The organism is Amycolatopsis sp. NBC_01286, from assembly GCF_035982555.1.
Classification (GTDB): domain Bacteria; phylum Actinomycetota; class Actinomycetes; order Mycobacteriales; family Pseudonocardiaceae; genus Amycolatopsis.
On sequence record NZ_CP108428.1, the window covers coordinates 10,226,791 to 10,246,774 of the forward strand.

The 19,984-nt window shown below is 71.3% G+C and carries 22 protein-coding genes; 10 read left to right on the forward strand and 12 right to left on the reverse strand.

What is annotated here, in order from left to right; translation table 11 throughout:
* Nucleotides 1-26: 26 nt before the first annotated feature.
* The 3 genes from OG570_RS46070 to OG570_RS46080 are packed head-to-tail and all read left to right on the forward strand — an operon-like array spanning nucleotide 27 to nucleotide 2,368.
* On the forward strand, nucleotides 27-1,046 hold the full coding sequence (locus OG570_RS46070) for a fatty acid desaturase family protein (protein ID WP_326954866.1): 1,020 nt from the start codon (nucleotides 27-29) through the stop codon (nucleotides 1,044-1,046).
* Nucleotides 1,047-1,055: 9 nt separating this feature from the next.
* Entirely contained in the window at nucleotides 1,056-2,117 is a 1,062-nt protein-coding gene (locus OG570_RS46075) for an MBL fold metallo-hydrolase (RefSeq protein ID WP_326954867.1), read from the forward strand.
* Nucleotides 2,114-2,368, forward strand: a complete 255-nt coding sequence (locus OG570_RS46080) for a Smr/MutS family protein (RefSeq protein WP_247063355.1) — start codon at nucleotides 2,114-2,116, stop codon at nucleotides 2,366-2,368. The genes OG570_RS46075 and OG570_RS46080 overlap by 4 nt, the downstream gene beginning before the upstream one ends.
* Nucleotides 2,369-2,375: 7 nt before the next feature.
* Here the strand turns inward: OG570_RS46080 and OG570_RS46085 are convergent, their stop codons facing one another.
* Entirely contained in the window at nucleotides 2,376-2,966 is a 591-nt protein-coding gene (locus OG570_RS46085; RefSeq protein WP_326954868.1) for an Rv1733c family protein, read from the reverse strand.
* Between the two features lie 121 nt (nucleotides 2,967-3,087).
* Nucleotides 3,088-4,167, reverse strand: coding sequence for a hypothetical protein (locus tag OG570_RS46090; RefSeq protein ID WP_326954869.1), 1,080 nt, complete (start codon nucleotides 4,165-4,167; stop codon nucleotides 3,088-3,090).
* Between the two features lie 153 nt (nucleotides 4,168-4,320).
* On the opposite strand from OG570_RS46090, the gene OG570_RS46095 reads away from it, so the two are divergent.
* Nucleotides 4,321-4,881: a TetR/AcrR family transcriptional regulator gene (locus tag OG570_RS46095; RefSeq protein WP_326954870.1), complete on the forward strand. Its 561-nt coding sequence runs from the start codon at nucleotides 4,321-4,323 to the stop codon at nucleotides 4,879-4,881.
* Between the two features lie 7 nt (nucleotides 4,882-4,888).
* On the opposite strand, the gene hsaB is transcribed toward OG570_RS46095, so the two are convergent.
* Genes hsaB through OG570_RS46120 form a run of 5 tightly spaced genes read right to left on the reverse strand, consistent with a single transcriptional unit; the run spans nucleotide 4,889 to nucleotide 9,983 of the window.
* A complete protein-coding gene (gene hsaB / locus OG570_RS46100) occupies nucleotides 4,889-5,419 on the reverse strand; it encodes a 3-hydroxy-9,10-secoandrosta-1,3,5(10)-triene-9,17-dione monooxygenase reductase subunit (protein ID WP_326954871.1) in 531 nt (176 codons plus the stop codon).
* Between the two features lie 5 nt (nucleotides 5,420-5,424).
* Nucleotides 5,425-6,339, reverse strand: a complete 915-nt coding sequence (hsaC, locus tag OG570_RS46105) for an iron-dependent extradiol dioxygenase HsaC (protein WP_326954872.1) — start codon at nucleotides 6,337-6,339, stop codon at nucleotides 5,425-5,427.
* A complete protein-coding gene (gene hsaD, locus OG570_RS46110; protein WP_326947602.1) occupies nucleotides 6,339-7,187 on the reverse strand; it encodes a 4,5:9,10-diseco-3-hydroxy-5,9,17-trioxoandrosta-1(10),2-diene-4-oate hydrolase in 849 nt (282 codons plus the stop codon). Before hsaD ends, hsaC begins: the two co-directional genes overlap by 1 nt.
* Entirely contained in the window at nucleotides 7,187-8,350 is a 1,164-nt protein-coding gene (gene hsaA, locus OG570_RS46115; protein WP_326954873.1) for a 3-hydroxy-9,10-secoandrosta-1,3,5(10)-triene-9,17-dione monooxygenase oxygenase subunit, read from the reverse strand. Before hsaA ends, hsaD begins: the two co-directional genes overlap by 1 nt.
* 31 nt (nucleotides 8,351-8,381) lie before the next feature.
* Nucleotides 8,382-9,983, reverse strand: coding sequence for an FAD-binding protein (locus tag OG570_RS46120; protein ID WP_326954874.1), 1,602 nt, complete (start codon nucleotides 9,981-9,983; stop codon nucleotides 8,382-8,384).
* Between the two features lie 101 nt (nucleotides 9,984-10,084).
* On the opposite strand from OG570_RS46120, the gene kstD reads away from it, so the two are divergent.
* The 6 genes from kstD to OG570_RS46150 all read left to right on the forward strand — a co-directional run bounded on the left by kstD (nucleotide 10,085) and on the right by OG570_RS46150 (nucleotide 15,638).
* Nucleotides 10,085-11,749 carry a 3-oxosteroid 1-dehydrogenase gene (kstD, locus tag OG570_RS46125; RefSeq protein ID WP_326954875.1) on the forward strand — a complete coding sequence of 555 codons (1,665 nt, stop codon included), beginning with the start codon at nucleotides 10,085-10,087 and terminating at the stop codon, nucleotides 11,747-11,749.
* Entirely contained in the window at nucleotides 11,746-12,882 is a 1,137-nt protein-coding gene (locus tag OG570_RS46130; protein WP_247063339.1) for a Rieske 2Fe-2S domain-containing protein, read from the forward strand. The genes kstD and OG570_RS46130 overlap by 4 nt, the downstream gene beginning before the upstream one ends.
* Nucleotides 12,879-13,136, forward strand: coding sequence for a hypothetical protein (locus OG570_RS46135; RefSeq protein WP_326954876.1), 258 nt, complete (start codon nucleotides 12,879-12,881; stop codon nucleotides 13,134-13,136). Before OG570_RS46130 ends, OG570_RS46135 begins: the two co-directional genes overlap by 4 nt.
* Nucleotides 13,129-14,169 carry a ferredoxin--NADP reductase gene (locus tag OG570_RS46140; RefSeq protein ID WP_326954877.1) on the forward strand — a complete coding sequence of 347 codons (1,041 nt, stop codon included), beginning with the start codon at nucleotides 13,129-13,131 and terminating at the stop codon, nucleotides 14,167-14,169. Before OG570_RS46135 ends, OG570_RS46140 begins: the two co-directional genes overlap by 8 nt.
* 9 nt (nucleotides 14,170-14,178) lie before the next feature.
* A complete protein-coding gene (locus OG570_RS46145; protein WP_326954878.1) occupies nucleotides 14,179-15,024 on the forward strand; it encodes a MaoC/PaaZ C-terminal domain-containing protein in 846 nt (281 codons plus the stop codon).
* A 161-nt stretch (nucleotides 15,025-15,185) separates the two neighbouring features.
* Complete coding sequence (locus tag OG570_RS46150) at nucleotides 15,186-15,638, forward strand: riboflavin kinase (RefSeq protein ID WP_326954879.1); 453 nt, start codon at nucleotides 15,186-15,188, stop codon at nucleotides 15,636-15,638.
* Nucleotides 15,639-15,651: 13 nt separating this feature from the next.
* On the opposite strand, the gene OG570_RS46155 is transcribed toward OG570_RS46150, so the two are convergent.
* The 5 genes from OG570_RS46155 to OG570_RS46175 form a co-directional block, all read right to left on the reverse strand.
* On the reverse strand, nucleotides 15,652-16,170 hold the full coding sequence (locus OG570_RS46155) for a DUF5134 domain-containing protein (protein WP_326960352.1): 519 nt from the start codon (nucleotides 16,168-16,170) through the stop codon (nucleotides 15,652-15,654).
* Between the two features lie 182 nt (nucleotides 16,171-16,352).
* Nucleotides 16,353-17,522 carry a lipid-transfer protein gene (locus tag OG570_RS46160; RefSeq protein ID WP_326954880.1) on the reverse strand — a complete coding sequence of 390 codons (1,170 nt, stop codon included), beginning with the start codon at nucleotides 17,520-17,522 and terminating at the stop codon, nucleotides 16,353-16,355.
* Nucleotides 17,519-17,905, reverse strand: a complete 387-nt coding sequence (locus tag OG570_RS46165; RefSeq protein WP_326954881.1) for a MaoC family dehydratase — start codon at nucleotides 17,903-17,905, stop codon at nucleotides 17,519-17,521. The genes OG570_RS46160 and OG570_RS46165 overlap by 4 nt, the downstream gene beginning before the upstream one ends.
* Nucleotides 17,902-18,831, reverse strand: a complete 930-nt coding sequence (locus OG570_RS46170) for a bifunctional MaoC family dehydratase N-terminal/OB-fold nucleic acid binding domain-containing protein (protein ID WP_326954882.1) — start codon at nucleotides 18,829-18,831, stop codon at nucleotides 17,902-17,904. The genes OG570_RS46165 and OG570_RS46170 overlap by 4 nt, the downstream gene beginning before the upstream one ends.
* Nucleotides 18,828-19,982, reverse strand: coding sequence for an acyl-CoA dehydrogenase family protein (locus OG570_RS46175; protein WP_326954883.1), 1,155 nt, complete (start codon nucleotides 19,980-19,982; stop codon nucleotides 18,828-18,830). Before OG570_RS46175 ends, OG570_RS46170 begins: the two co-directional genes overlap by 4 nt.
* Between the last annotated feature and the right edge of the window lie 2 nt (nucleotides 19,983-19,984).

Below are 19,984 nucleotides of genomic sequence, written 5' to 3' on the forward strand. Positions count from 1 at the left end.
TGGCGTCCGCGCGAAGACTCGGGGACGTGACCACAGACAACCTCGTGCACACCGGCAGCGACTTCGCCCGGCTGAGCCACCGCATCTCCGCCGCCGGCCTGATGAGGCGCCGGCCCGGTTACTACACCGCCCGGATCGCCGTCGTGACCACGTTGTTCGCCGCCGGCTGGGTCGCCTTCGCCTTCCTCGGGAACTCGTGGTGGCAGCTGGCCGTGGCCGCGTTCCAAGCCGTGCTGTTCGGCCAGATCGCGCTGCTCTCCCACGACCTCGCGCACAAGCAGGTGTTCCGGCGCCGGCGGCCGACCGAGGTCGCCGGGATGATCGCGGGCAACCTCGGCGTCGGCATGAGCTACGGCTGGTGGATGGACAAGCACACCCGCCACCACGCCAACCCGAACCACGAGGAGCTCGACCCGGACGTCGACCCGGACATCCTGGTATGGTCGAAGGACCAGGCCCGCGCGGCCCGCGGTGTGCCCGCGTTCATCGGGCGCTACCAGGCGTTCCTGTTCTTCCCGCTGCTCACCCTCGAAGGCCTGAACCTGCACTGGTCCGGCATCCGCGCGGTGCGCAAGCCGGGTCTGCGCCACCGCGGCGTCGAGGCCGCGCTGCTCGCCCTGCACTTCGCTGTCTACTTCAGCGCGCTGCTCACGGTGCTGTCGCCGGGCATGGCGTTGCTGTTCTTCGCCGTCCACCAAGGACTGTGGGGTGTCTACATGGGATCGATCTTCGCGCCCAACCACAAGGGCATGCCCACGCTGACCGGGCGCCCGGAGCTGGACTTCCTGCGCAAGCAGGTGCTGACCTCCCGCAACGTCCGCGGCGGCGCGGTCGTCGACGTCGCCCTCGGCGGCCTCAACTACCAGATCGAGCACCACCTGTTCCCGAGCATGCCGTCGCGGCACCTGCGGCAGGCGCAGCCGATCGTCCAGGGGTACTGCGCCGAGCTGGGCATCCCGTACCTGCAGACGAGCCTGGTCGAGTCCTACCGGCAGGCGCTCACCCACCTGCATGAAGCTGGGGCGCCTCTCAGGAACCGTTCGTAGACTCGGGGCATGAGGAAGACGATCGCTGCCCTGCGTGACCTGCCGGCGGCGTTCGGCGCGAAGGCCGCCGGCGCCCGTGCCGAGCGGGTCCGCCGCTCGCCGCAGTTCGACGGCAAGGTGTTCCGCAACGTGGCGCCGCGGCACCCGATGACCGCGGCGTCGATGAGCACCATCTTCCGCGAGATGTTCTTCGGCACCGACCGTGAGCTGCGCAAACCCGCCAGTGCGATCCCCTTGGTGAAGGCCGCGCCGGTCGAGACGGCCGAGGGCCTGCACCTGACCTGGTACGGCCACGCCTCGACGCTGGTGGAGCTGGACGGCGCCCGCGTGCTGCTCGACCCGGTGTGGAGCGACCGCGTCTCGCCCGCGACGTTCGCCGGCCCGCGGCGGCTGCACGAGCCGCCGGTGCCGCTGTCCGGGGTCGGCCGGGTGGACGCCGTCGTCATCTCGCACGACCACTACGACCACCTCGACCTGGCGACGATCCGCTCGCTGGTGACGTCGACCGCGGCGCCGTTCCTGGTGCCGCTGGGCGTCGGCGCGCACCTGGAGCGCTGGCACGTCCCGGCCGAGCGGATCATCGAGCTGGACTGGCACGAAGAGGCGACGGTGGCCGGCGTGCGGTTCATCTCGACGCCGGCCCAGCACTTCTCCGGCCGCGGCATCACGAACGACGACACGCTCTGGACGTCGTGGGCGCTGCTCGGCCCGGAGCACCGGGTCTTCTACACCGGCGACACGGGCTACTTCGACGGCTTCGCGAGCATCGGCGCGGAACACGGCCCCTTCGACGTCGCCCTGGTCCAGATCGGCGCGTACGCCCCGCAGTGGCCGGACATCCACATGACTCCGGAGGAAGGCGTCGCGGCGGGCCTCGACGTCCGGGCGAAGCTGCTGGTCCCGGTCCACTGGGCGACGTTCTCGCTGGCGATGCACCCCTGGGGTGAGCCGGCGGACCGCGTCTGGACCGAGGCGAAGGCGGCGGACATCCCGCTGGCGATCCCCCGCCCGGGTGAGCGCGTGGACGTCGCCGAGCCGCCGGCGGTCGACGGCTGGTGGCAGGCCCTGTGAAGCTGAAGCTGGACCTCCACGACATCTACAACCGCGGCGGCGAGATCGACAAGGCGCTGCAGGGGATCATCGACGAGGCCGTCGCGAAGAAGGCGCCGCTCGTCGAGATCATCCCCGGCAAGGGCTCGGGGCAGCTGAAGAAGCACGTCCTGCGGTTCCTGGAGCGCAAGGACATCAAGGCGCTCTACCACCGGATCGAGAAGGACAAGGACAACTTCGGCCGGGTCTTCGTGCACTTCCGCTGGAAGTGACGGACGCTCAGAACCGGCTGTCGTGGCGGGCTTGCGCCCAGGCCCGGTCCCACGCCGCGGCGCGGAGGCGGCCCAGGACGAACCGGGCGAGGCCGTAGAGCGCGGCCAGTGCGCCGGTGACGGCGACCCAGAGCAGGATCGCCGCGAACACGCCGTCGGCCGCCGAGGTGGCCGGCGAAAGCGGCTCGGTCGTCAGCTCGCCGCGCTGGTCCAGCCACACCGGGACGTGCGTGCCCTTCGGGCTGCCGGAGTCGGCGAGGACGTCGCCGGTGTGCCGGGTGCCGCGGGCGTCGAACCAGGCCGCCGGGACGGTCGTCTGGTCGGCGGGCGCGCCGGCCCCGTCGGTGCTGTAGGTCTGCGTGGCGGCCGCGGCCAGCGAGGTCGCCGTCGCGGGATGACGCGTGGTGCGCTCCTGCTCGGCGCGAGCGGTCTGCGCGGCGTAGGTGTCGGAACCGACGGCGGCGGCGAACGGCAGCGTCAGCAGCGCGCCGGCCACCAGCAGGAGCAGCAACGCGGCTTCGACGCGGTCACCGAACCGGGTGAGCGGGTTGCCACCGGGGAACAACCGGCGCCGGAACCGGGCGATCCGACCCTGCATGCGCGGCACACTCCTCCCCGGGAACAGACTCTGCAGCCTCAGTGTGCGCGCGAAGTGTCGACTTTCTCTCGTGAATGGGACGCGGCCCACCTGTGAACCCCTGCACAACCACCCGCCCGAGCTAACCCGCCGCGATCGCCGACCACAGCGCGTGAGCGATTTCCGGCCCGTGGACGTCGGTGTGCCCGCGCACGAACCCGTCGGCCCGCAGGTTGTGCGGCACGCCCGGGCGCCACGCGTAGCGCCCGCCGACCGGCAGCAGCTCGCCCGGCACGGCTTCGGCGGTCTCCTGAGCGCCGTCCCGCCCGATGCTGCCGTAACCCAGCCCGGTGACGCGCGACGCGATCTCGAACGCGACCCCGGCGACCAGGTCGTACGCGGTGTGCGTGACGAGGATCGGGCCGGTCACGACGTGCGCGTCGAGCACGCCGCGGAACACCCCCGACTCGGCGAAGGCGTGGTGCGACAACGTCGCCTGCAGCAGGGTGAGCGTGCCCAGCGTCCCGGCGGGCCGGGCCAACGCGGCCGCGGTCACCAGGCGGCCACCGAAGCCGTGCCCGACCAGGTGAACGCGCAGGCCGGGCCGGGCGACCGCGCCGAGCAACGGCGCCAGCCCGTGCTCCCCCACCTCGCCCGCCCGTGCCTTCATCTCGTAGTAGGTCAGGTAGTCCAGCAGCTGCCGCGCGGCCTCGACGAACCCGGACGCCGGTTTCGCGAGCCGGTCCATCACGGTGCCGCCGGGCAGGGTCAGCAGCTCCGTCGACGCGTCTTCGCGGTCTTGCGCGGCGGGGGCGGCGACCGACAGCAGCGCGGCGGCGAACGCGGTCCGCGCGGTCGAGCGGGCCGCGAGCGCCGGGACGAGCTCGGCCGCCGCGTCGATGGTGCGCCGGTGCTCGGGCACCAGCTCCCGCAGCAGGTCGAGCCGCTCCTCCAGCCCGGCGGACTCGGCGAACTTCCGCGACGGCCACAGCACGCAGGCGAACGCGAGGGGGCCGTCGCAGACCGAGCGCAGCGAAGACGCGAGATCGGCGTACAGGTGCCTCGCCGTGACGGGGTCGTCGTCCCAGCCGTGGCTCAGCACGACGAGGTCGGTGGTCGCGCGGTCGGCGGCCAGCTCCCGCACGGCCGCGCCCCGGTCGCCGGCGAGCCCACCAGCGCGGTCGAACCCGACCTCCGCGGCCGGGAAACCGGACAGCTGCACGAACCCCTCCTCGGGCGGCGACGACCCTGTGAAGTCGCCTTCTCGACGGCCGTTGTTACCGCTCGGCCGCGCCGGGCGGACTGCCCGGCACCGCTCCCCCGGGTTAAGCTGACAACTGTCCGGTTAATTTCGCGGGGAAAGGGCGGTGCCGTCGTGCCGGGTCGTGAGCGCCGGTCGGACGCGGTCGCCAACCGCGACCGGATCGTCGAGGCCGCGCGGGCCGAGCTGAGCGAGTCCAACGGCGCGGCCGCCGACCTGAAGCTGCACCGGGTCGCCAAGGCCGCCGACGTCGGGCAAGGCACCCTCTACCGGCACTTCCCGACCCGCGAGCACCTGCTCGCGGAGGTGTACCGGTACGAGCTGACGCAGCTCGTCGACGCCGTGGCGCCGCTGCTGGCCGGGCACCCGCCGCTCCAGGCCCTGACCGCCTGGCTCGACCGGCTGGTCGAGTACGCGCGGGTCAAGCGCGGTGTCATGGCGGCGATCGAGGCCTCGGCGTGGCAGGACCTCTACGCGGGCCAGCACCACCGGCTCGACGAAGCACTCGAAATGCTGCTGCAGCGAGGAAAAGCCGTCGGTCAGGTACGCGAAGAGGTCGACGCGGCGGACGTCATCCTGCTCCTGGGCGCGCTGTCGCGGGTGCCCGAAGCCGAGTGGGACACGCGGGTGCCCAAGATCGTGACAGTGATCGTCGACGGCCTCCGCCCGCGGTGACGCGGGGTCAGAGCCAGTCGTCCGGGCGAGGCCACGGCATCAGCGCGGCGAGCGCGTCCCGCGCCGGCTCGGTGACCGAGTACCGCCCCCGGTGGAACAGCAACGGCCGCTCGTCCGACGGCGCGCCCAGCGCCGTGACGCGCCCGATCACCACGTAGTGGTCGCCGGCTTCGTGCACCGCTTCCAGCTCGCAGTCGATCCACGTCAGCGCGCCTTCGAGCAGCGGCGCCCCGGACGGCGCGGGCGTCCAGCCGAAGCGGGCGAACTTGTCCTCACCGCGGGCGCCGAACACCGCGCTGACCTCCTGCTGGTTCTCGGCCAGGACATTGATCGCGAAGCGGCCGGCCGCGGCCAGGACCTGCCAGGTGCGGGACGTCTTCGCCGGGCAGAACAGCACGAGCGGCGGGTCGAGCGACAGCGCGGCGAACGACTGGCAGGCGAACCCGGCCAGCGTGTCGCCGTCGCGACCGGTGACGACGGTGACGCCCGTGCAGAAGTGCCCGAGGACGCTGCGGAACGCGGTCTCCTCGACCGCCATCGCCGTCACGGCGCGCCGGGCGGCCGGGCGCCGACCGAGAAGTCGTGGCCCCACAGGGAAACCGCGGTGCTCTCGCGGGCGATCCAGTTCTCGTCGTCGACCTGCCGGCCCTCACAGCCGAACTCGATGTCGAACCCGCCGGGGGTCTTCATGTAGAACGACAGCATCAGGTCGTTGACGTGCCGGCCGAGCGTCGCCGACATCGGCACTTTCCGCCGGATCGCGCGGTCGAGGCACAACCCGACGTCGTCGGTCTGCTCGACCTCGACCATCAGGTGCACGATCCCGCTCGGGGTCGGCATCGGCAGGAACGCCAGGCTGTGGTGGCGCGGGTTGCAGCCGAAGAACCGCAGCCACGCGGGCGCGCCGTCGGCCGGCCGGCCGACCATCTGCGGCGGCAGGCGCATCGAGTCGCGCAGCCGGAACCCGAGGACGTCGCGGTAGAACCGCAGCGACGCCGCATCGTCCTTTGTGGATAGGACGACGTGTCCGAGGCCCTGCTCGCCGGTGACGAACCGGTGCCCGTACGGGCTGACCACGCGCCGGTGCTGCAGCGCGACGCCGTGGAACACCTCCTGGGTGTTGCCGGACGGGTCGTCGAAGCTGATCAGCTCGTCGACGCGGCGGTCGGCCAGCTCCTCGGGCGTGCCCTCCTTGTAGGGCACCGAAGCACTGTCCAACCGGGACCGGATCTCGGCCAGCTCGCCGGCGTTCGCGGCCTCCCAGCCGGTGGTCGTCAGCCGGTCGGCGTCGCCGGGCGAGATCACGAGACGCGCCGGGAAGTCGTCCATGCGCAGGTAGAGCGCGTCGGGGTTCTCGCCCTTGCCCTCGACCATGCCGAGCACCTTGAGCCCGTATTCGCGCCACGCGGCCATGTCGGTGGCTTCGACGCGGAGGTAGCCCAGCGACCGGATGCCCATCAGGAACTCCCGAGGAAGTCGAGGGCCAGCCGGTTGAATTCGTCGAACTTCTCCAGCTGGGCCCAGTGTCCGCAGCCGCCGAACACGTGCAGCTGCGCGCGCGGGATGGTCTTCAGCGCGACCAACGCGCCGTCGAGCGGGTTGACGCGGTCTTCGCGGCCCCAGATCAGCAGCACCCGCTGGCGCAGCCGGTGGGCCTCGCGCCAGAGCATGCCCTCTTCGTAGGTTTCGGGCTGGGCGAACGACATCCCCATGGCCCGCATCGCGGCGAGCGACTCCGGGGTGTTCGCCGCGGCGAACCGGTCGTCGATCAGCTCGTCGGTGATGAGCGCCTGGTCGTGGACCATGATGCGCAGGAACGCTTCCATGCGCTCGCGGCTGGGTTTCGCGCCGAACTTCCCGAGGTTCTTGACGCCTTCGGTCGGGTCGGGCGCGAACAGGTTGACGCTCAGCCCGCCCGGCCCCATCAGCACGAGCCGCCCGGCGCGCTTGCCGTGATTCAGCGCCAGCCGCACGGCCGCGCCACCACCGAGCGAGTTGCCGATGAAGTGCGCGGTTTCGACGCCGAGCGCGTCCATCAGGCCTGCGACGGCGTCCGCGCTGTGACGGAAGTACTGCGGGTGCGCGGTCGGCTTGTCCGACCGGCCGAAGCCGGGCTGGTCGACGGCGATCGTCCGGTAGTGCTTGGCGAACTCCGGCAGGTTGCGCCCGAAGTTGCTCCACGCCGACGCGCCGGGCCCGCCGCCGTGCAGCAGGATCACCGTCTCGGCGTGCTCGGCGCCGGCCTCGTGGTAGTGCAGCTTCAGGCCCCCCGCGACCTCGGCGTACTTCCCTTCCGGCGCGGCCATCAGTACATCGCGTTCTCGACGGGGAGCCCGAAGGCGCCGGTGCCGTACATGACGTAGGCGCGCTCGGCGTCGTTGGCCGCGTGCACCCGGCCGGCGTGGGCGTCGCGCCAGAAGCGCTGGATCGGCGTGCCGCGCTGGATGGCCCGGCCGCCGGAGTTCTCGAAGAGCCGGTCGATCGCGCCGATCGCGCGTTCGGTGCCGCGCACCTGGTCGCGCCGGACGCGCAGCCGCAGGTCCACGGGCAGCCGCTCTTCGCGCTTGGCCAGCTGGTACAGCTCGTCGATGTTGCGGGTCAGCTGCAGCCACGCGGCGTCGATCTCGCTGGCCGCCTCGGCGATCCGTACCTTGGCGAACGGGTCCTCTTTGGACTGTTCACCGGCGTACGCGGCGCGCACCCGCTTGCCCTGGTGCTCGACGTGCGCGTCGTAGGCGCCCTGGGCCATGCCGATGATCGGCGCGGTGATCGTGGACGGGTGCACCGACCCGTACGGCAGCCGGTACAGCGGCCCGGGGTTGACGGCCTGGCCCGGCACCTTGCACTTCGACGTCGCGATGAAGCTCAGCGCCCGGTGCTGCGGGATGAAGACGTCTTCGACGACGATGTCGTTCGACCCGGTGCCGCGCAGCCCGACCGTGTCCCAGACGTCCACAATGGAGTAGTCCGCGATCGGCAGCAGGTACGTGCAGAAGTCGACCGGCTTGCCGTCCTTGAACGCCGGCCCGCCGAGCAGCACCCACGTGCAGTGGTCGCAGCCGGACGAGAAGCTCCACCGGCCGGACAGCCGGTAGCCACCCTCGACGACCTCGGCCTTGCCCATGGGGGCGTACGACGAGGAGATCCGGACGTCCTCGTCGCCGCCCCACACCTCTTCCTGCGCCTGAGCGTCGAACAACGCCACGTGCCACGGGTGGACGCCGAGGATGGAGGCGACCCAGCCGGTGGACCCGCACGCGCTCGCGATCAGCTTCACCGCGGTGTAGAAGCTCACCGGGTCCGACTCGAAACCGCCGTACGGCTTCGGTTGCAGCATCTTGAAGAACCCGGTCTCCTGCAGGGCCTTGACGGACTCTTCGGGGACGCGTCGCGCGTCCTCGGTGTCCTGGGCCCGTTCCCGCAGGACCGGCAGGAGGTCCCGGACCCCGGCGATCACCTGCTCGCTCATGCGCAGTCCTCTCTTTCTCGCTGCGCCAAGACTAGAACACGTTCTCGTTTTTGTCGAGAACACCCTGCGCCAAGGCCGAGTTGATCCCCGCCCTGCGGCCGGAAAACACGCAGTCGGCCAGCGAGAGACCGCTGACGTAGGACCTGGAACAGATTCCCACCGCGGTGCGCCCGGCCGCGTAAAGGCCGGGGATCGACGCGCCCGCCGCGCTCCGGACCGCGCCGGTGTCCTCGTCGACGACCAGGCCGCCGAGCGTCAGCATCGGCGTCGGGTACCCGAGGTTGGGCCGCACCGAGACGTCGATGAGCGAGAACGGCGGGTTGTCGAGACGCCGGGCGAACTCGGCGGGCTTGCCCATCGGGTCTTCGGCACCGTGGTAGGCCTCGACGCTCGCGCGCAGCCCCTGGGGGTCGACACCGGCCTTGCGCGCCGCTTCTTCGACCGTCGCGCCGGTGACCCGCCCGCGCCGCAGGAGGTACCGCAGCTGGAGGCCCTGGAACCACTGGCTCTGCTTGGTGCCGTCACGCCGGGCCTCGGCGACGATCGGCGCGTCGACCAGCAGCCAGCCCTTGCTGTCGTGCCGCTCGATCAGCCGTTCGCCGACGGCGGCGCCGTAGCGCGACTCGTCGATGATCCGCCTCCCGCCGACGTCGACGATGATCCCGCCGAGGAACGCGCTGGGCGGTGTCACGAACCGCCACGCCGAGATCCGGCCCAGCTCCGCGGTCGCTCCCCCGGCCTCGACGCCCATCCGGATGCCCGAGCCGTCGTCGGCGGCGGTGCCCAGCGGCAGGCCGCCGCGGTAGGCGGGCGCGTGCTCGCGCACCATCGCGCGGTTGGCGATGAACCCGCCGGCGGCGAGGACCACCCCGCGCCGCGCGGTGATCCGCAGCTCGCGGGCGTGCGCGCGTTCGAGCCGTTCGACCCGGCGGTGCAGGGGTTTCCGCAGCGCCGGGACGTAGATGCCGGGCTTGGCGGAGTACGACGCGAGCCGCCGGTGCCGGGCCTTCACCGACGCCGGCGCGTCCCGCAGGCTGTCCGCGACGACCCCGGTGATGCCACCCTGGTCGTCGTGGATCAGCGAGCGCACCCGCGTCTGCGGCAGCACCCGGATCTCCCGGCGCCGCACGGCTTCGGCCAAGCGCGTCATCAGCATCTTCCCGGACGTGCCGGGGCCTTTGACGCGATGGCCGCGCGGGGCCGGTTTCGCCGCGTCGCGGAACCCGCCGGCGGCCTCGCTGCCGGAGTAGTACAGGTAAAACTCGTCACTCGGGTACGACGTCTTGTACGGGCAGAGGCTGCCTTCGAACGGGACGCCGTTGCCCTCCAGCCAGGTGACCATCTCGCGGCTGTCCTCGCAGAACCGCCGGAGCGTCTTGCCGGAGACGACGTCCCCGGCTTCGAGGCGCAGGTATTCGTACATCGCGTCGACCGTGTCGTCGACCCCCGCGTCCTGCTGCTGGCGGGTGCCGCCGCCCGCGTAGACCACGCCACCGCTGACCGCACTGGCGCCACCACCGGCGAAGCGCTCGACGATGACGACGTCCGCACCGGCGTCGGCGGCTTCGAGGGCGGCACACGCGCCGGCCGCACCGAACCCCACGATGACCACGTCCGCGACGAGTTCGTCCATGGTTCGCTACCCTAGAACTGAAACACGTTCTCGTCTATGGTGGCCGAAAGCGACCCTCAACTGGATACTTGTCTTGTGGAACACGTTATAGGTGAGGTGGCATGACGGAGCAGTTCGACGTCGTCGTGGTCGGCAGCGGCGCTGCCGGGATGACCGCCGCGCTGGCCGCGGCTCACGGCGGCCTGAGCGTCGTACTCCTGGAGAAAGCGGCCTGTTTCGGCGGCTCGACCGCGCGCTCCGGCGGCGGGGTCTGGCTGCCGGGCAACCACGCGTTGCGCGCCGCGGGGATCGACGACCCGCCCGAGCGGGCACGCGAGTACCTCGCCTCGATCGTCGGGGACGTCGTCCCGGCCGTCCGGCGCGACACGTTCCTCGCCCACGGCCCCGAGGTGCTGCGGTTCGTCTGCGACCACACGCCGCTGAAGTTCCGCTGGGTCCGCGACTACAGCGACTACCACCCCGAAGCGCCCGGCGGGCGGCCCGGCGGCCGGTCCGTCGAGCCCGTCGCCCTCGACGGCCACCTGCTCGGCGACGAGCTGGCCCACCTCGAACCGCCCTACAGCGCTCCCCCGCTCGGCGTGCCGATCACCCAGGCCGACTACCGCTGGCTGAGCCTGCTCCTGCGGCACCCCCGCGGCGTCGTCCGGCTGCTGTCGCTCGGCACGCAGTGGCTGGCCGGCCGGATCCGGCGGCAGCACCTGCTGGCCATGGGGCAAGCGCTTGCGGCCGGCCTGCGGATCGGCCTGACCAGGGCGAACGTCGAGGTCCGGCTCAACACGGCACTGGTGGACCTGCAGGTCGAAGGCGACCGGGTCACCGGGGTGGTCACCGCGCAAGGGGTCATCGCGGCCCGCCGCGGCGTGATCCTCGCCAGCGGTGGCTTCGAGCAGAACCTCGAGATGCGCGAGAAGTACCAGCGCGCCCCGATCGGCACCGACTGGACCGTCGGCGCGGAGGCGAACACCGGCGACGGCATCACCGCCGGGCTCAAACTCGGCGCGGCCCTCGACCTGATGGACGACGCCTGGTGGGGCCCGACCCTGCCGCTCACCGGCGGGCCGTGGTTCGCGCTGGCCGAGCGCTCGCGCCCGCGCTGCGTCATGGTCGACGTACGCGGGCAGCGGTTCGTCAACGAGTCGGCGCCCTACGTCGAGGCCGTGCACGCGATGTACGGCGAGGGCGACGGCCCGGGCGAGCACATCCCGACCTGGCTGGTGTTCGACCAGCGTTACAAGGACCGCTACATGTTCACCGGCGTCGGGCCGCGCCAGCCGCTGCCCGGCCGCTGGTTCAAGGCCGGGATCGCGGTCAAGTCGTCGTCGCTGGCCGGGCTGGCCGGGAAGATCGACGTCCCGGCGGATGCGCTGGAAGCCACGATCGAGCGCTTCAACGGCTTCGCGCACAAGGGCGTCGACGAGGACTTCCAGCGCGGGCTCAGCACGTACGACCACTACTACGGCGACCCGCGCAACAAACCCAACCCCAGCCTCGGCCCGCTCGACAAGGCGCCGTACTACGCGGTGAAGATCGTGCCCGGCGACCTCGGCACCAAGGGCGGGCTGCGGACCGACGAGCACGCACAGGTCCTGCGCGAGGACGGCTCGGTCGTGCCGGGCCTGTTCGCCGCGGGCAACGTCAGCGCGGCCGTGATGGGCCGCACGTACGCCGGGCCCGGCGCGACCATCGGCCCCGCCATGGTGTTCGGCTACCTTGCGGCGACGCGGCTGGCGCACGAAGATCAGAGGACCACGGGAGGGCAGCGATGACGCAGGAATCGGTACGCACCATCTACGCCGGTGAGCCACCGACGCGGTTCGCCCGGGGCTGGCACTGCCTGGGGCTGGCCGAGCGCCTCCGCGACGGGAAACCGCACGCCATCACGGCGTTCGGCACCAAGCTGGTGGTGTTCGCGGACTCGAAGAGCGACCTGCACGTGCTCGACGGCTACTGCCGGCACATGGGCGGCGACCTCACCCAGGGCACGGTCAAGGGCGACGAGATCGCCTGCCCGTTCCACGACTGGCGCTGGAACGGCAGCGGCAAGTGCGTCGCGATCCCCTACGGCAAGCGGGTTCCGCTGCGCGCGCGAACGCGCTCGTGGCAGACGCTGGAGCAGAACGGCCAGCTGTTCGTGTGGCACGACCCGGAAGGCAATCCGCCGCCGGCCGAACTGGCGATCCCGCGGATCGAGGCGGCCTACAGCTCCGAGTGGAGCAACTGGACGTGGGACTCGATCTTCATCGACGGGTCCAACTGCCGTGAGATCATCGACAACGTCGTGGACATGGCGCACTTCTTCTACATCCACTACGCGTACCCGACCTACTTCAAGAACATCTTCGAAGGCCACATCGCGACGCAGTACCTCAACACCAAGGGCCGCCCGGACATGGGCATGGCGTCCAACTACGGCGGCGAGGACAACCTGCTGCGATCCGAGGCGTCGTACTTCGGGCCGTCGTACATGATCAACGACCTGGTGAACTCCTTCCAGGGGTACGAGATCCAGAGCGTGCTGATCAACTGCCACTACCCCGTGTCGCCGACGTCGTTCGTGCTGCAGTACGGCATGAAGGTCAAGAAGCAGGACGGGCTTTCGGACGAGCACGCCGACAAGATCGCGTCGAAGCTGGCGAAGGGCATCGGCGCCGGGTTCCTGCAGGACGTCGAGATCTGGAAGCACAAGACGCAGATCGAGAACCCGCTGCTGTGCGAAGAGGACGGTCCGGTCTACCAGCTTCGCCGCTGGTACCAGCAGTTCTACGTCGACGCCGCCGACGTCACCGAGGACATGACCCGGCGCTTCGAGTTCGAAGTGGACACGTCGAAGGCGAACGAGGCGTGGTCGGCCGAGGTGGCGGAGAACCTGGCCAGGCAGAAGGCGGAGGCCGAGGTGTGACCACGTCGGAGACCGTCGAGTTCCTGACCGGCGGGCTGCGGCCGCACGAGTGCCGCGCCTGCGGGACCTGCGTGCTGGTGAAGAAGAACAGCATCAGCCACACCAGCATCCAGTGGACCACGAACGCGGCCGAGAGCTGCCCGGTCTTCGCCGGCGCCGAAGGCCCGACCGCGTTGCTCGACACCTGCCCGAAGCTGTCGGACAGCATCGACGACGCGGTGCGCGAAGGCACGCTGGCGGTCGCGGATGGCTGAGCGGGTCTACACCCTGACGGTCGCCGACGTCGTCGTCGAGACGCCGGACGCGCGTTCGGTGGTGTTCGAGATCCCCGGCGAGCACGCGTCGGCGTTCCAGTACGCGGCCGGGCAGTTCCTGACGCTGCGAATCCCCAGCGAGCGCACCGGTTCGGTGGCGCGGTGCTACTCGCTGTCGAGCGCGCCGCACGAGAACCGCGTCCAGGTGACGGTCAAGCGCACCGACGGCGGTTACGGGTCGAGCTGGATCTGCGACGAGCTACGGGCCGGGATGACCCTGGACGTGCTGGCGCCGGCCGGGGTGTTCACACCGTCCTCAGTGGACGAAGACTTCCTGCTCTTCGCCGCCGGCAGCGGGATCACGCCGGTGATAGCGATCCTGAAGACGGCGCTGGAGCAGGGCTCCGGGCGGGTCGTGCTGGTCTACGCGAACCGCGACGAGGCGTCGGTGATCTTCGCCGGCGAGCTGACGTCGCTGGCGAAACGCTACGGCGACCGGCTGGTCGTCGTCCACTGGCTGGAGAGCGTCCAGGGGCTGCCGGACGTGCCGCAGCTGCGCGGCCTGGCTTCCGCGTACCCGGCGCACGAGGCGTTCCTCTGTGGTCCGGCGCCGTTCATGGCGGCCGTGCGGGAGGCGCTCGGGCAACTCGGCGTGCCGCGGAACCGGGTGCACGTCGAGAAGTTCTCGTCGCTGTCCGGGAACCCGTTCGACGCCGTCGAGGAGCCGGTCGCCGAGCCGGAGCCGGACTCGGACGAGGCACCCGCGTCGCTGACCGTGACGCTCGACGGCGAGACGCGGTCGATGGCGTGGCCGCGCCGCCGCAAGCTCCTGGACCACTTGCTGGAGGCGGGCCTCGACGCGCCGTATTCGTGCCGCGAGGGACAATGCAGTGCGTGCGCGTGCCGGATCGAATCGGGCGAGGTGAAGATGCTGCACAACGAGGTCCTCGACGCCGAGGACATCGCGGACGGCATCGTGCTCGCCTGCCAGTCGCTGCCGGTCACCGACGACGTCTCGATCAGCTACGAATAGGAGCACCGCGTGCCCATCGATCCCGCCGTCGCGATCGGCGCCGAAATCGGGGAAGTGAGCTTCGCCTGGACGTCGTCGGACGTGCTGCTCTACCACCTGGCGCTGGGCGCGGGCCCGGACGAGCTGCGCTACACCTACGAGCGTGACCTGGTGGTCGTCCCGACGTTCGCGACGGTCGCGGCCAACCTCCGGGTGTTCGAGCCGCCGGCGGTGTCGTTCCCGGGAGTCGAGATCGACCTGGCGAAGGTGCTGCACGGCAAGCAGGAGATCACCCTGCACGGGCCGATCCCGGTCGAAGGCAAGGCGGTGGCCCGCTCGCGGGTCGCGGACGTCTTCGACAAGGGCAAGGCGGCCGTGATCATCCAGGAGGTCGACGTCACGTCGTCGGACGGCAGTCCTCTGTGGACGGCCCGGTCGAGCATCTTCGCCCGCGGCGAAGGCGGTTTCGGCGGGTCACGCGGGCCGTCGGACCGCATCGAGTGGCCCACGCGCGAGCCGGACGCGGTGCTCGAAACGCCGACGCTGCCGCAGCAGGCGCTGCTGTACCGCCTGTGCGGCGACCGCAACCCGCTGCACGCGGACCCGGCGTTCGCGGAGGCGGCCGGCTTCCCGCGTCCGATCCTGCACGGTTTGTGCACGTACGGCGTGGTCGCCCGGGTCCTGATCGACGAGTTCCTCGACGGCGACCCGTCGCGGGTGGCGTCGTTCGCGACGAAGTTCGCCGGCGTGGTCTTCCCGGGCGAGACCCTCCGGACCCGGGTCTGGCGCGAAGACGACCGCCTGCTGGTGACGACGTCGGCCGTCGAGCGCGACGACGCCCCGGTACTGGCGGACACGGTCCTGACGTTCGCCTAGCGGGTCTGCCGCGGCTTGTCGTGAGTGGTTAGGGCGGTTCTAACCGCCCTAACCACTCACGACGGCCGGGGCGTGGTTCGCGTCACTCGCGTCCAAGTGGTGATCGACCCGTCGTGCGCGCGCTAACGTGGACGGGAGCGACCTCGGGAGGACGGAACACGATGCCGGAATACTTCGTGGTGCGGGGCACCGTCGAGCACGGCGACGAGCGCGGCCGGGAGCTGGGCTTCCCCACCGCCAACGTCGCTCTCCGTGACCAGGACGGGTCCGTCGGCGACGGTGTGTGGGCGGGCTGGGTGCAGCGCGGGGACGGCACGCGCATCGCCGCGGCCGTGTCCGTCGGGCGGCGGCCGACCTACTACGGGGCCGACGGCTACCGGCTGCTCGAAGCGCACCTGCTGGGCTTCACCGGCGACCTCTACGACGAGACCCTCGTCGTCTGGCTCGGCGCCCACCTGCGGGACCAGCAGGCCTACGCCTCCGCCGAGGACCTCGTCACCGCGCTCAAGAACGACATCGCCGTCGCGACGCAGTGGACCGCCGGCCACCCCGCCGCCGCGCTGCCCGAACCCGGCGACAGCCCGCTCGGCGAGGTCCGGCACATCCCCGAATAGACGGCCGGGACGGTCACAGGGCCGCCGCGAGGAGCATGTAGCCCATCCCGGCGCCCATCACCACCCGGCAGGCCGCGCGCGAGGCGTGCCCGGACACCGACACCACGGGACCGCGCACCATCAGCACGCCCGTGCGCGCCGCGTCGACGACGAAGTAGGCCGCGGCGGCCACCGCGACCAGCGGCACCGCCAGCCGGGCATCCATTGTGGACATTGTGGACATCGTCAGCCACGGTCCGTGCACCATCCCGTCGTGGGGCATCGCCGTGACCATGTAGAGCATCGCCGCCGCGGACAGCGCGTGGTGCGCGCAGCCGGACCGGCGGCCGCGCCACCAGCTGACGGCGAACCAGCCCGCCGTCAGCACCAGCACCGCCTGCCAGCCGGCCGCCGGGATCGGGCCGCCGACCGGCGAGAGCATCGCCACCATCGCCACGACCAGCAGCAGCTCGGCCAGGTCGCCGTTGCGGACGCCGTGGCCGAGGCGGACGTAGTCGAGCCGGACGAGCCGCAGCACGCAGGGCAGCACCATCGCGGCGAAGACCGCGGTGAGCACCCAGTCCACGCCGGCCACTACGGGACGGCCGGCGGCTCGGCGGGTTCGCGCATGACGGCCTCACTCTGCGTCGCGGACAGTCCCTCCACCGTGACATCCGGCGCGGACCCGCACCAGCCGTCAAAGAGGTGACACCCGTTGACCCACAAGGGGGACCGTCAGTCACTCGTGAGGACGAGCCCGCTCGTCGGCACGCCGGTGCCCGCCGTGACCAGCACCCGGGACGCGCCCGGCACCTGGTTGACGGCGTCCCCGCGGATCTGCCGGACGCCCTCCGCGATGCCGTTCATGCCGTGGATGTAGGCCTCGCCGAGCTGGCCGCCGTGCGGGTTCAGCGGCAGCGCGCCGTCGAGCTCCAGCGCGCCGTCGGCGATGAAGTCCTTCGCTTCACCGCGGCCGCAGAAACCCAGCTCCTCCAGCTGCATCAGGACGTACGGCGTGAAGTGGTCGTACAGCACGGCGACGTCCACATCGGATGGTCGGAGGCCGGACTGGGCCCACAGCTGCCGGCCCACGACGCCCATCTCCGGCAGCGCGGCCAGGTCGTCGCGGTAGTAGCTGGTCATCACGTACTGGTCCGGCCCGCTCCCCTGCGCGGCCGCGGCGACGACCGCCGGCGGGCGGGCCAGGTCGCGAGCGCGTTCGACGCTGGTGACGACCAGCGCGACCCCGCCGTCGCTCTCCTGGCAGCAGTCGAGCAGGTGCAGCGGCTCGGCGACCCAGCGCGACCCCTGGTGCTCGGCCAGGGTGATCGGCCGGCCGTGGAACCAGGCGTTCGGGTTGGTCGCCGCGTGCTTGCGGTCGAGCACCGCGATCCGGCCGAAGTCCGCGCTCGTCGCGCCGTAGTCGTGCAGGTACCGCTGCGCGACCATGGCGACCGTGGCCGCCGGGGTCGCGATGCCCATCGGGTAGTGGAAGGCGTTGTCCACACCGGACGAGTTGACCTGGCCGGCCGCGGCCGAGGACACCTGGCCGAAGCGCATCCCCGAGCGTTCGTTGAACGCGCGGTAGGCGACGACGACGTCGGCGACGCCGGTCGCCACCGCCATCGCGGCCTGCTGCACGGTCGCCGCCGCCGCGCCGCCCCCGTAGTGGATGCGGCTGAAGAACTTGAGTTCGGGGATGCCCAGCTCGCGGGCCAGCGCGATCTCCGCGTTGCCGTCCATGGTGAACGACACGAGCCCGTCCACCTCGGACGGCGCGATCCCGGCGTCGGCCAGTGCGTGCGACACGCATTCCGCGGCCAGCCGCAGCTCGGTGCGTCCGGAGTCCTTCGAGAACTCCGTCGCGCCGATGCCGGCGATGGCCGCCTTGCCCGAGAGCGTCACGGTAGCGTCACCTCCACGGTCCCGGCGACGTGCTCGCCGAGACTGTCCACACCGGACACCGCGACCACGGCGTCCCGGCCTTCGCACGAGACCACGCGGCCGGTGAACGTCAGCGTTTCGTAGGCGTAACACGGCACGCCGAGCCGGATCTTGATCGACCGGATCAGCGCCTCCGGCCCGGCCCACTCCGACACGAACCGCTGCACCAGACCGGTGTCGGTGAGGATGTTGAGGAAGATGTCCTTCGAGCCGCGCCGCACCGCGGCGTCGCGGTCGTGGTGGACGTCCTGGAAGTCGCGGGTGGCCAGCGCCGTGCTGACCACGAACGTCGGGGTCGCCTCGATCGTCAGCGGTGGCAGTTCGGTTCCTTCGGTGACGGTCATCGGGCCACCTTCCAGGCGGGCAGGGTCAGGTCGTCGTCCACGGTGACGAAGGCGGCTTCGACGGGGAGTCCGATGTGGACGTCGTCCGGAGTCGCGTCCAGCAGTTCGGCCATCACCCGGACGCCCTCCTCCAGTTCCACGAGGGCCACGACGAACGGGAGGTCCTTGCCCGGCACCGGCGGGTGGTGGTGCACGACGTAGCTGAACACCGTGCCGCGGCCACTGGCCACGACGTAGTCCGGCTTGGCGTCGAGGTCGCCGTCCGGCGGCATCGGGCCGGGCGGGTGGCGCAGCGTCTCGCCCCAGCGCTGGATCCGCAGCTCCCCCGCTTTCAGGCCGTCCCAGAAGAACTCGGTGTCCTTGCTGATCACCGGCCGCAGCACCGGCGCCGGCGGCGGCTTCGGCGCGGGCGGCCGGAACTTGAGCACCCGGAACATCATCTCCGCCACGGCTTCGCCTTCGACGTACCAGGTCACGCGCGTGGTGACGAACCAGCCTTCGCCGAGCGCGGTCTTCTTGGGCCCGACCACGCTTTCCAGCGCCGTCCGCGCTTCGACCTGCTCGCCGTGACGCAGGTAGCGGTGGTAGGTCTGCTCGGAGTTGGTCGCGACGACCGAGGTGAACCCGGCCTCGTCGAGCAGCTCCATCATCAGGCCGAGCGGGTCGTCGCTGCCGCGAAGCGAGTTCAGGCGGCCCATCGTCCACACCTGGGCCATCGCCGGCGGAGCCACGAGTCCCTTGTGGACGCTCTTCGCGGCGAACTCCGGGTCGACGTACACCGGGTTGTCGTCGCCGATGGCCTCGGTCCAGTTGTTGACCATCGCCTGGTTGACGGGGTCGCGCGCGAGGCGCGGCGCGCACTCGCCACGAGCGGCGATCTCGGCCGTTTTTTCCAAGATGGCGGCTTCGGTGATCTTGTCGGTCATCGTGGCACCCTCGGCAGTCCCAGGCCGATCGAGGAGATCAGCTCCCGTTGGATCTCGCTCACCCCACCGCCGAACGTCAGCACGATGTTGCGTTTGGCCTGCAGGTCCAGCCATTCCGCCAGCTCCGCGGTGTCCGGGTCGGCCAGGTCGCCGTGCCGCCCGATCAGCTCCTCCATCGACCGGCCGATGCGCTGGATGACCTCGGAGCTGAACACCTTCGTCGCGGACGCGTCGGCGACGACGACCGGCGCGCTCGCGGCCGACGCGGCGACCTGCCAGTTCAGCAGCTCGTTGACCCGCGTCACGGCGAAGGCGTCGGCCAGCACGGCCCGGACGTCCGGCAGGTCCAGCAGCGCGTGCGCGGCGGCCCAGGTCCGCACCCGGTCGTACAGGCCGCCGATCCGCCCGGCCGGGCCGAGCATGACGCGCTCGTGGTTGAGCTGCGTCGTGATCAGCCGCCAGCCCTCGTTCTCCTTGCCCACCAAGCGGTTCACCGGCACGCGGACGTCCGAGTAGTACGTCGCGTTGACGTGGTGGGCGCCGTCGCAGGTGATGATCGGCGTCCACGAGTAACCGGGGTCGCTCGTGTCCATGATGAGGATCGAGATGCCCTTGTGCCGCGGCGCGTCCGGCGCGGTCCGCACGGCGAGCCAGAGGTAGTCGGCGTCGTGGCCGCCGGTGGTGAAGATCTTCTGGCCGTTGACGACGTACTCGTCGCCGTCGCGCACCGCCGTCGTCCGCAGCGCGGCGAGGTCGGTGCCGGCCTCGGGTTCGGTGTAGCCGATGGCGAAGTGGATCTCCCCGGCCAGGATCTTGGGCAGGAAGAAGGCCTTCTGCTCTTCGGTGCCGTACTGCTGCAGCGTCGGCCCGACCGTCTGCAGCGTCACCGACGGCAGCTGGACGTCGGCGCGCGAGGCCTCGTCGACGAACAGGTGCTGCTCGATCCCGCCGAAACCCTGCCCGCCGTACTCCACCGGCCAGCCGACGCCGAGCCGGCCGTCGCGGCCCATCCGGCGGACGATCTCGCGGAACACCGGCCCGTGCCGTTCGCGGCGCATCGCCTGACGTTCCGCCGGGCTGATCAGCCCGGCGAAGTACTCGCGCAGCTCGGTGCGCAGTTCCCGTTGCGCCGCGGTCAGTTCGACGTGCATCC

Bases quoted from the DNA above. Each gene is read 5' to 3' on its own strand.
- OG570_RS46075 (WP_326954867.1), top strand. From the start codon at position 1,056: ATGAGGAAGACGATCGCTGCCCTGCGTGACCTGCCGGCGGCGTTCGGC.
- OG570_RS46085 (WP_326954868.1), bottom strand. From the start codon at position 2,966: ATGCAGGGTCGGATCGCCCGGTTCCGGCGCCGGTTGTTCCCCGGTGGC.
- hsaB (WP_326954871.1), bottom strand. From the start codon at position 5,419: ATGGCGGTCGAGGAGACCGCGTTCCGCAGCGTCCTCGGGCACTTCTGC.
- hsaC (WP_326954872.1), bottom strand. From the start codon at position 6,339: ATGGGCATCCGGTCGCTGGGCTACCTCCGCGTCGAAGCCACCGACATG.
- hsaD (WP_326947602.1), bottom strand. From the start codon at position 7,187: ATGGCCGCGCCGGAAGGGAAGTACGCCGAGGTCGCGGGGGGCCTGAAG.
- hsaA (WP_326954873.1), bottom strand. From the start codon at position 8,350: ATGAGCGAGCAGGTGATCGCCGGGGTCCGGGACCTCCTGCCGGTCCTG.
- OG570_RS46120 (WP_326954874.1), bottom strand. From the start codon at position 9,983: ATGGACGAACTCGTCGCGGACGTGGTCATCGTGGGGTTCGGTGCGGCC.
- kstD (WP_326954875.1), top strand. From the start codon at position 10,085: ATGACGGAGCAGTTCGACGTCGTCGTGGTCGGCAGCGGCGCTGCCGGG.
- OG570_RS46130 (WP_247063339.1), top strand. From the start codon at position 11,746: ATGACGCAGGAATCGGTACGCACCATCTACGCCGGTGAGCCACCGACG.
- OG570_RS46140 (WP_326954877.1), top strand. From the start codon at position 13,129: ATGGCTGAGCGGGTCTACACCCTGACGGTCGCCGACGTCGTCGTCGAG.
- OG570_RS46150 (WP_326954879.1), top strand. From the start codon at position 15,186: ATGCCGGAATACTTCGTGGTGCGGGGCACCGTCGAGCACGGCGACGAG.
- OG570_RS46155 (WP_326960352.1), bottom strand. From the start codon at position 16,170: ATGGTGCTGCCCTGCGTGCTGCGGCTCGTCCGGCTCGACTACGTCCGC.
- OG570_RS46165 (WP_326954881.1), bottom strand. From the start codon at position 17,905: ATGACCGTCACCGAAGGAACCGAACTGCCACCGCTGACGATCGAGGCG.
- OG570_RS46170 (WP_326954882.1), bottom strand. From the start codon at position 18,831: ATGACCGACAAGATCACCGAAGCCGCCATCTTGGAAAAAACGGCCGAG.
- OG570_RS46175 (WP_326954883.1), bottom strand. From the start codon at position 19,982: ATGCACGTCGAACTGACCGCGGCGCAACGGGAACTGCGCACCGAGCTG.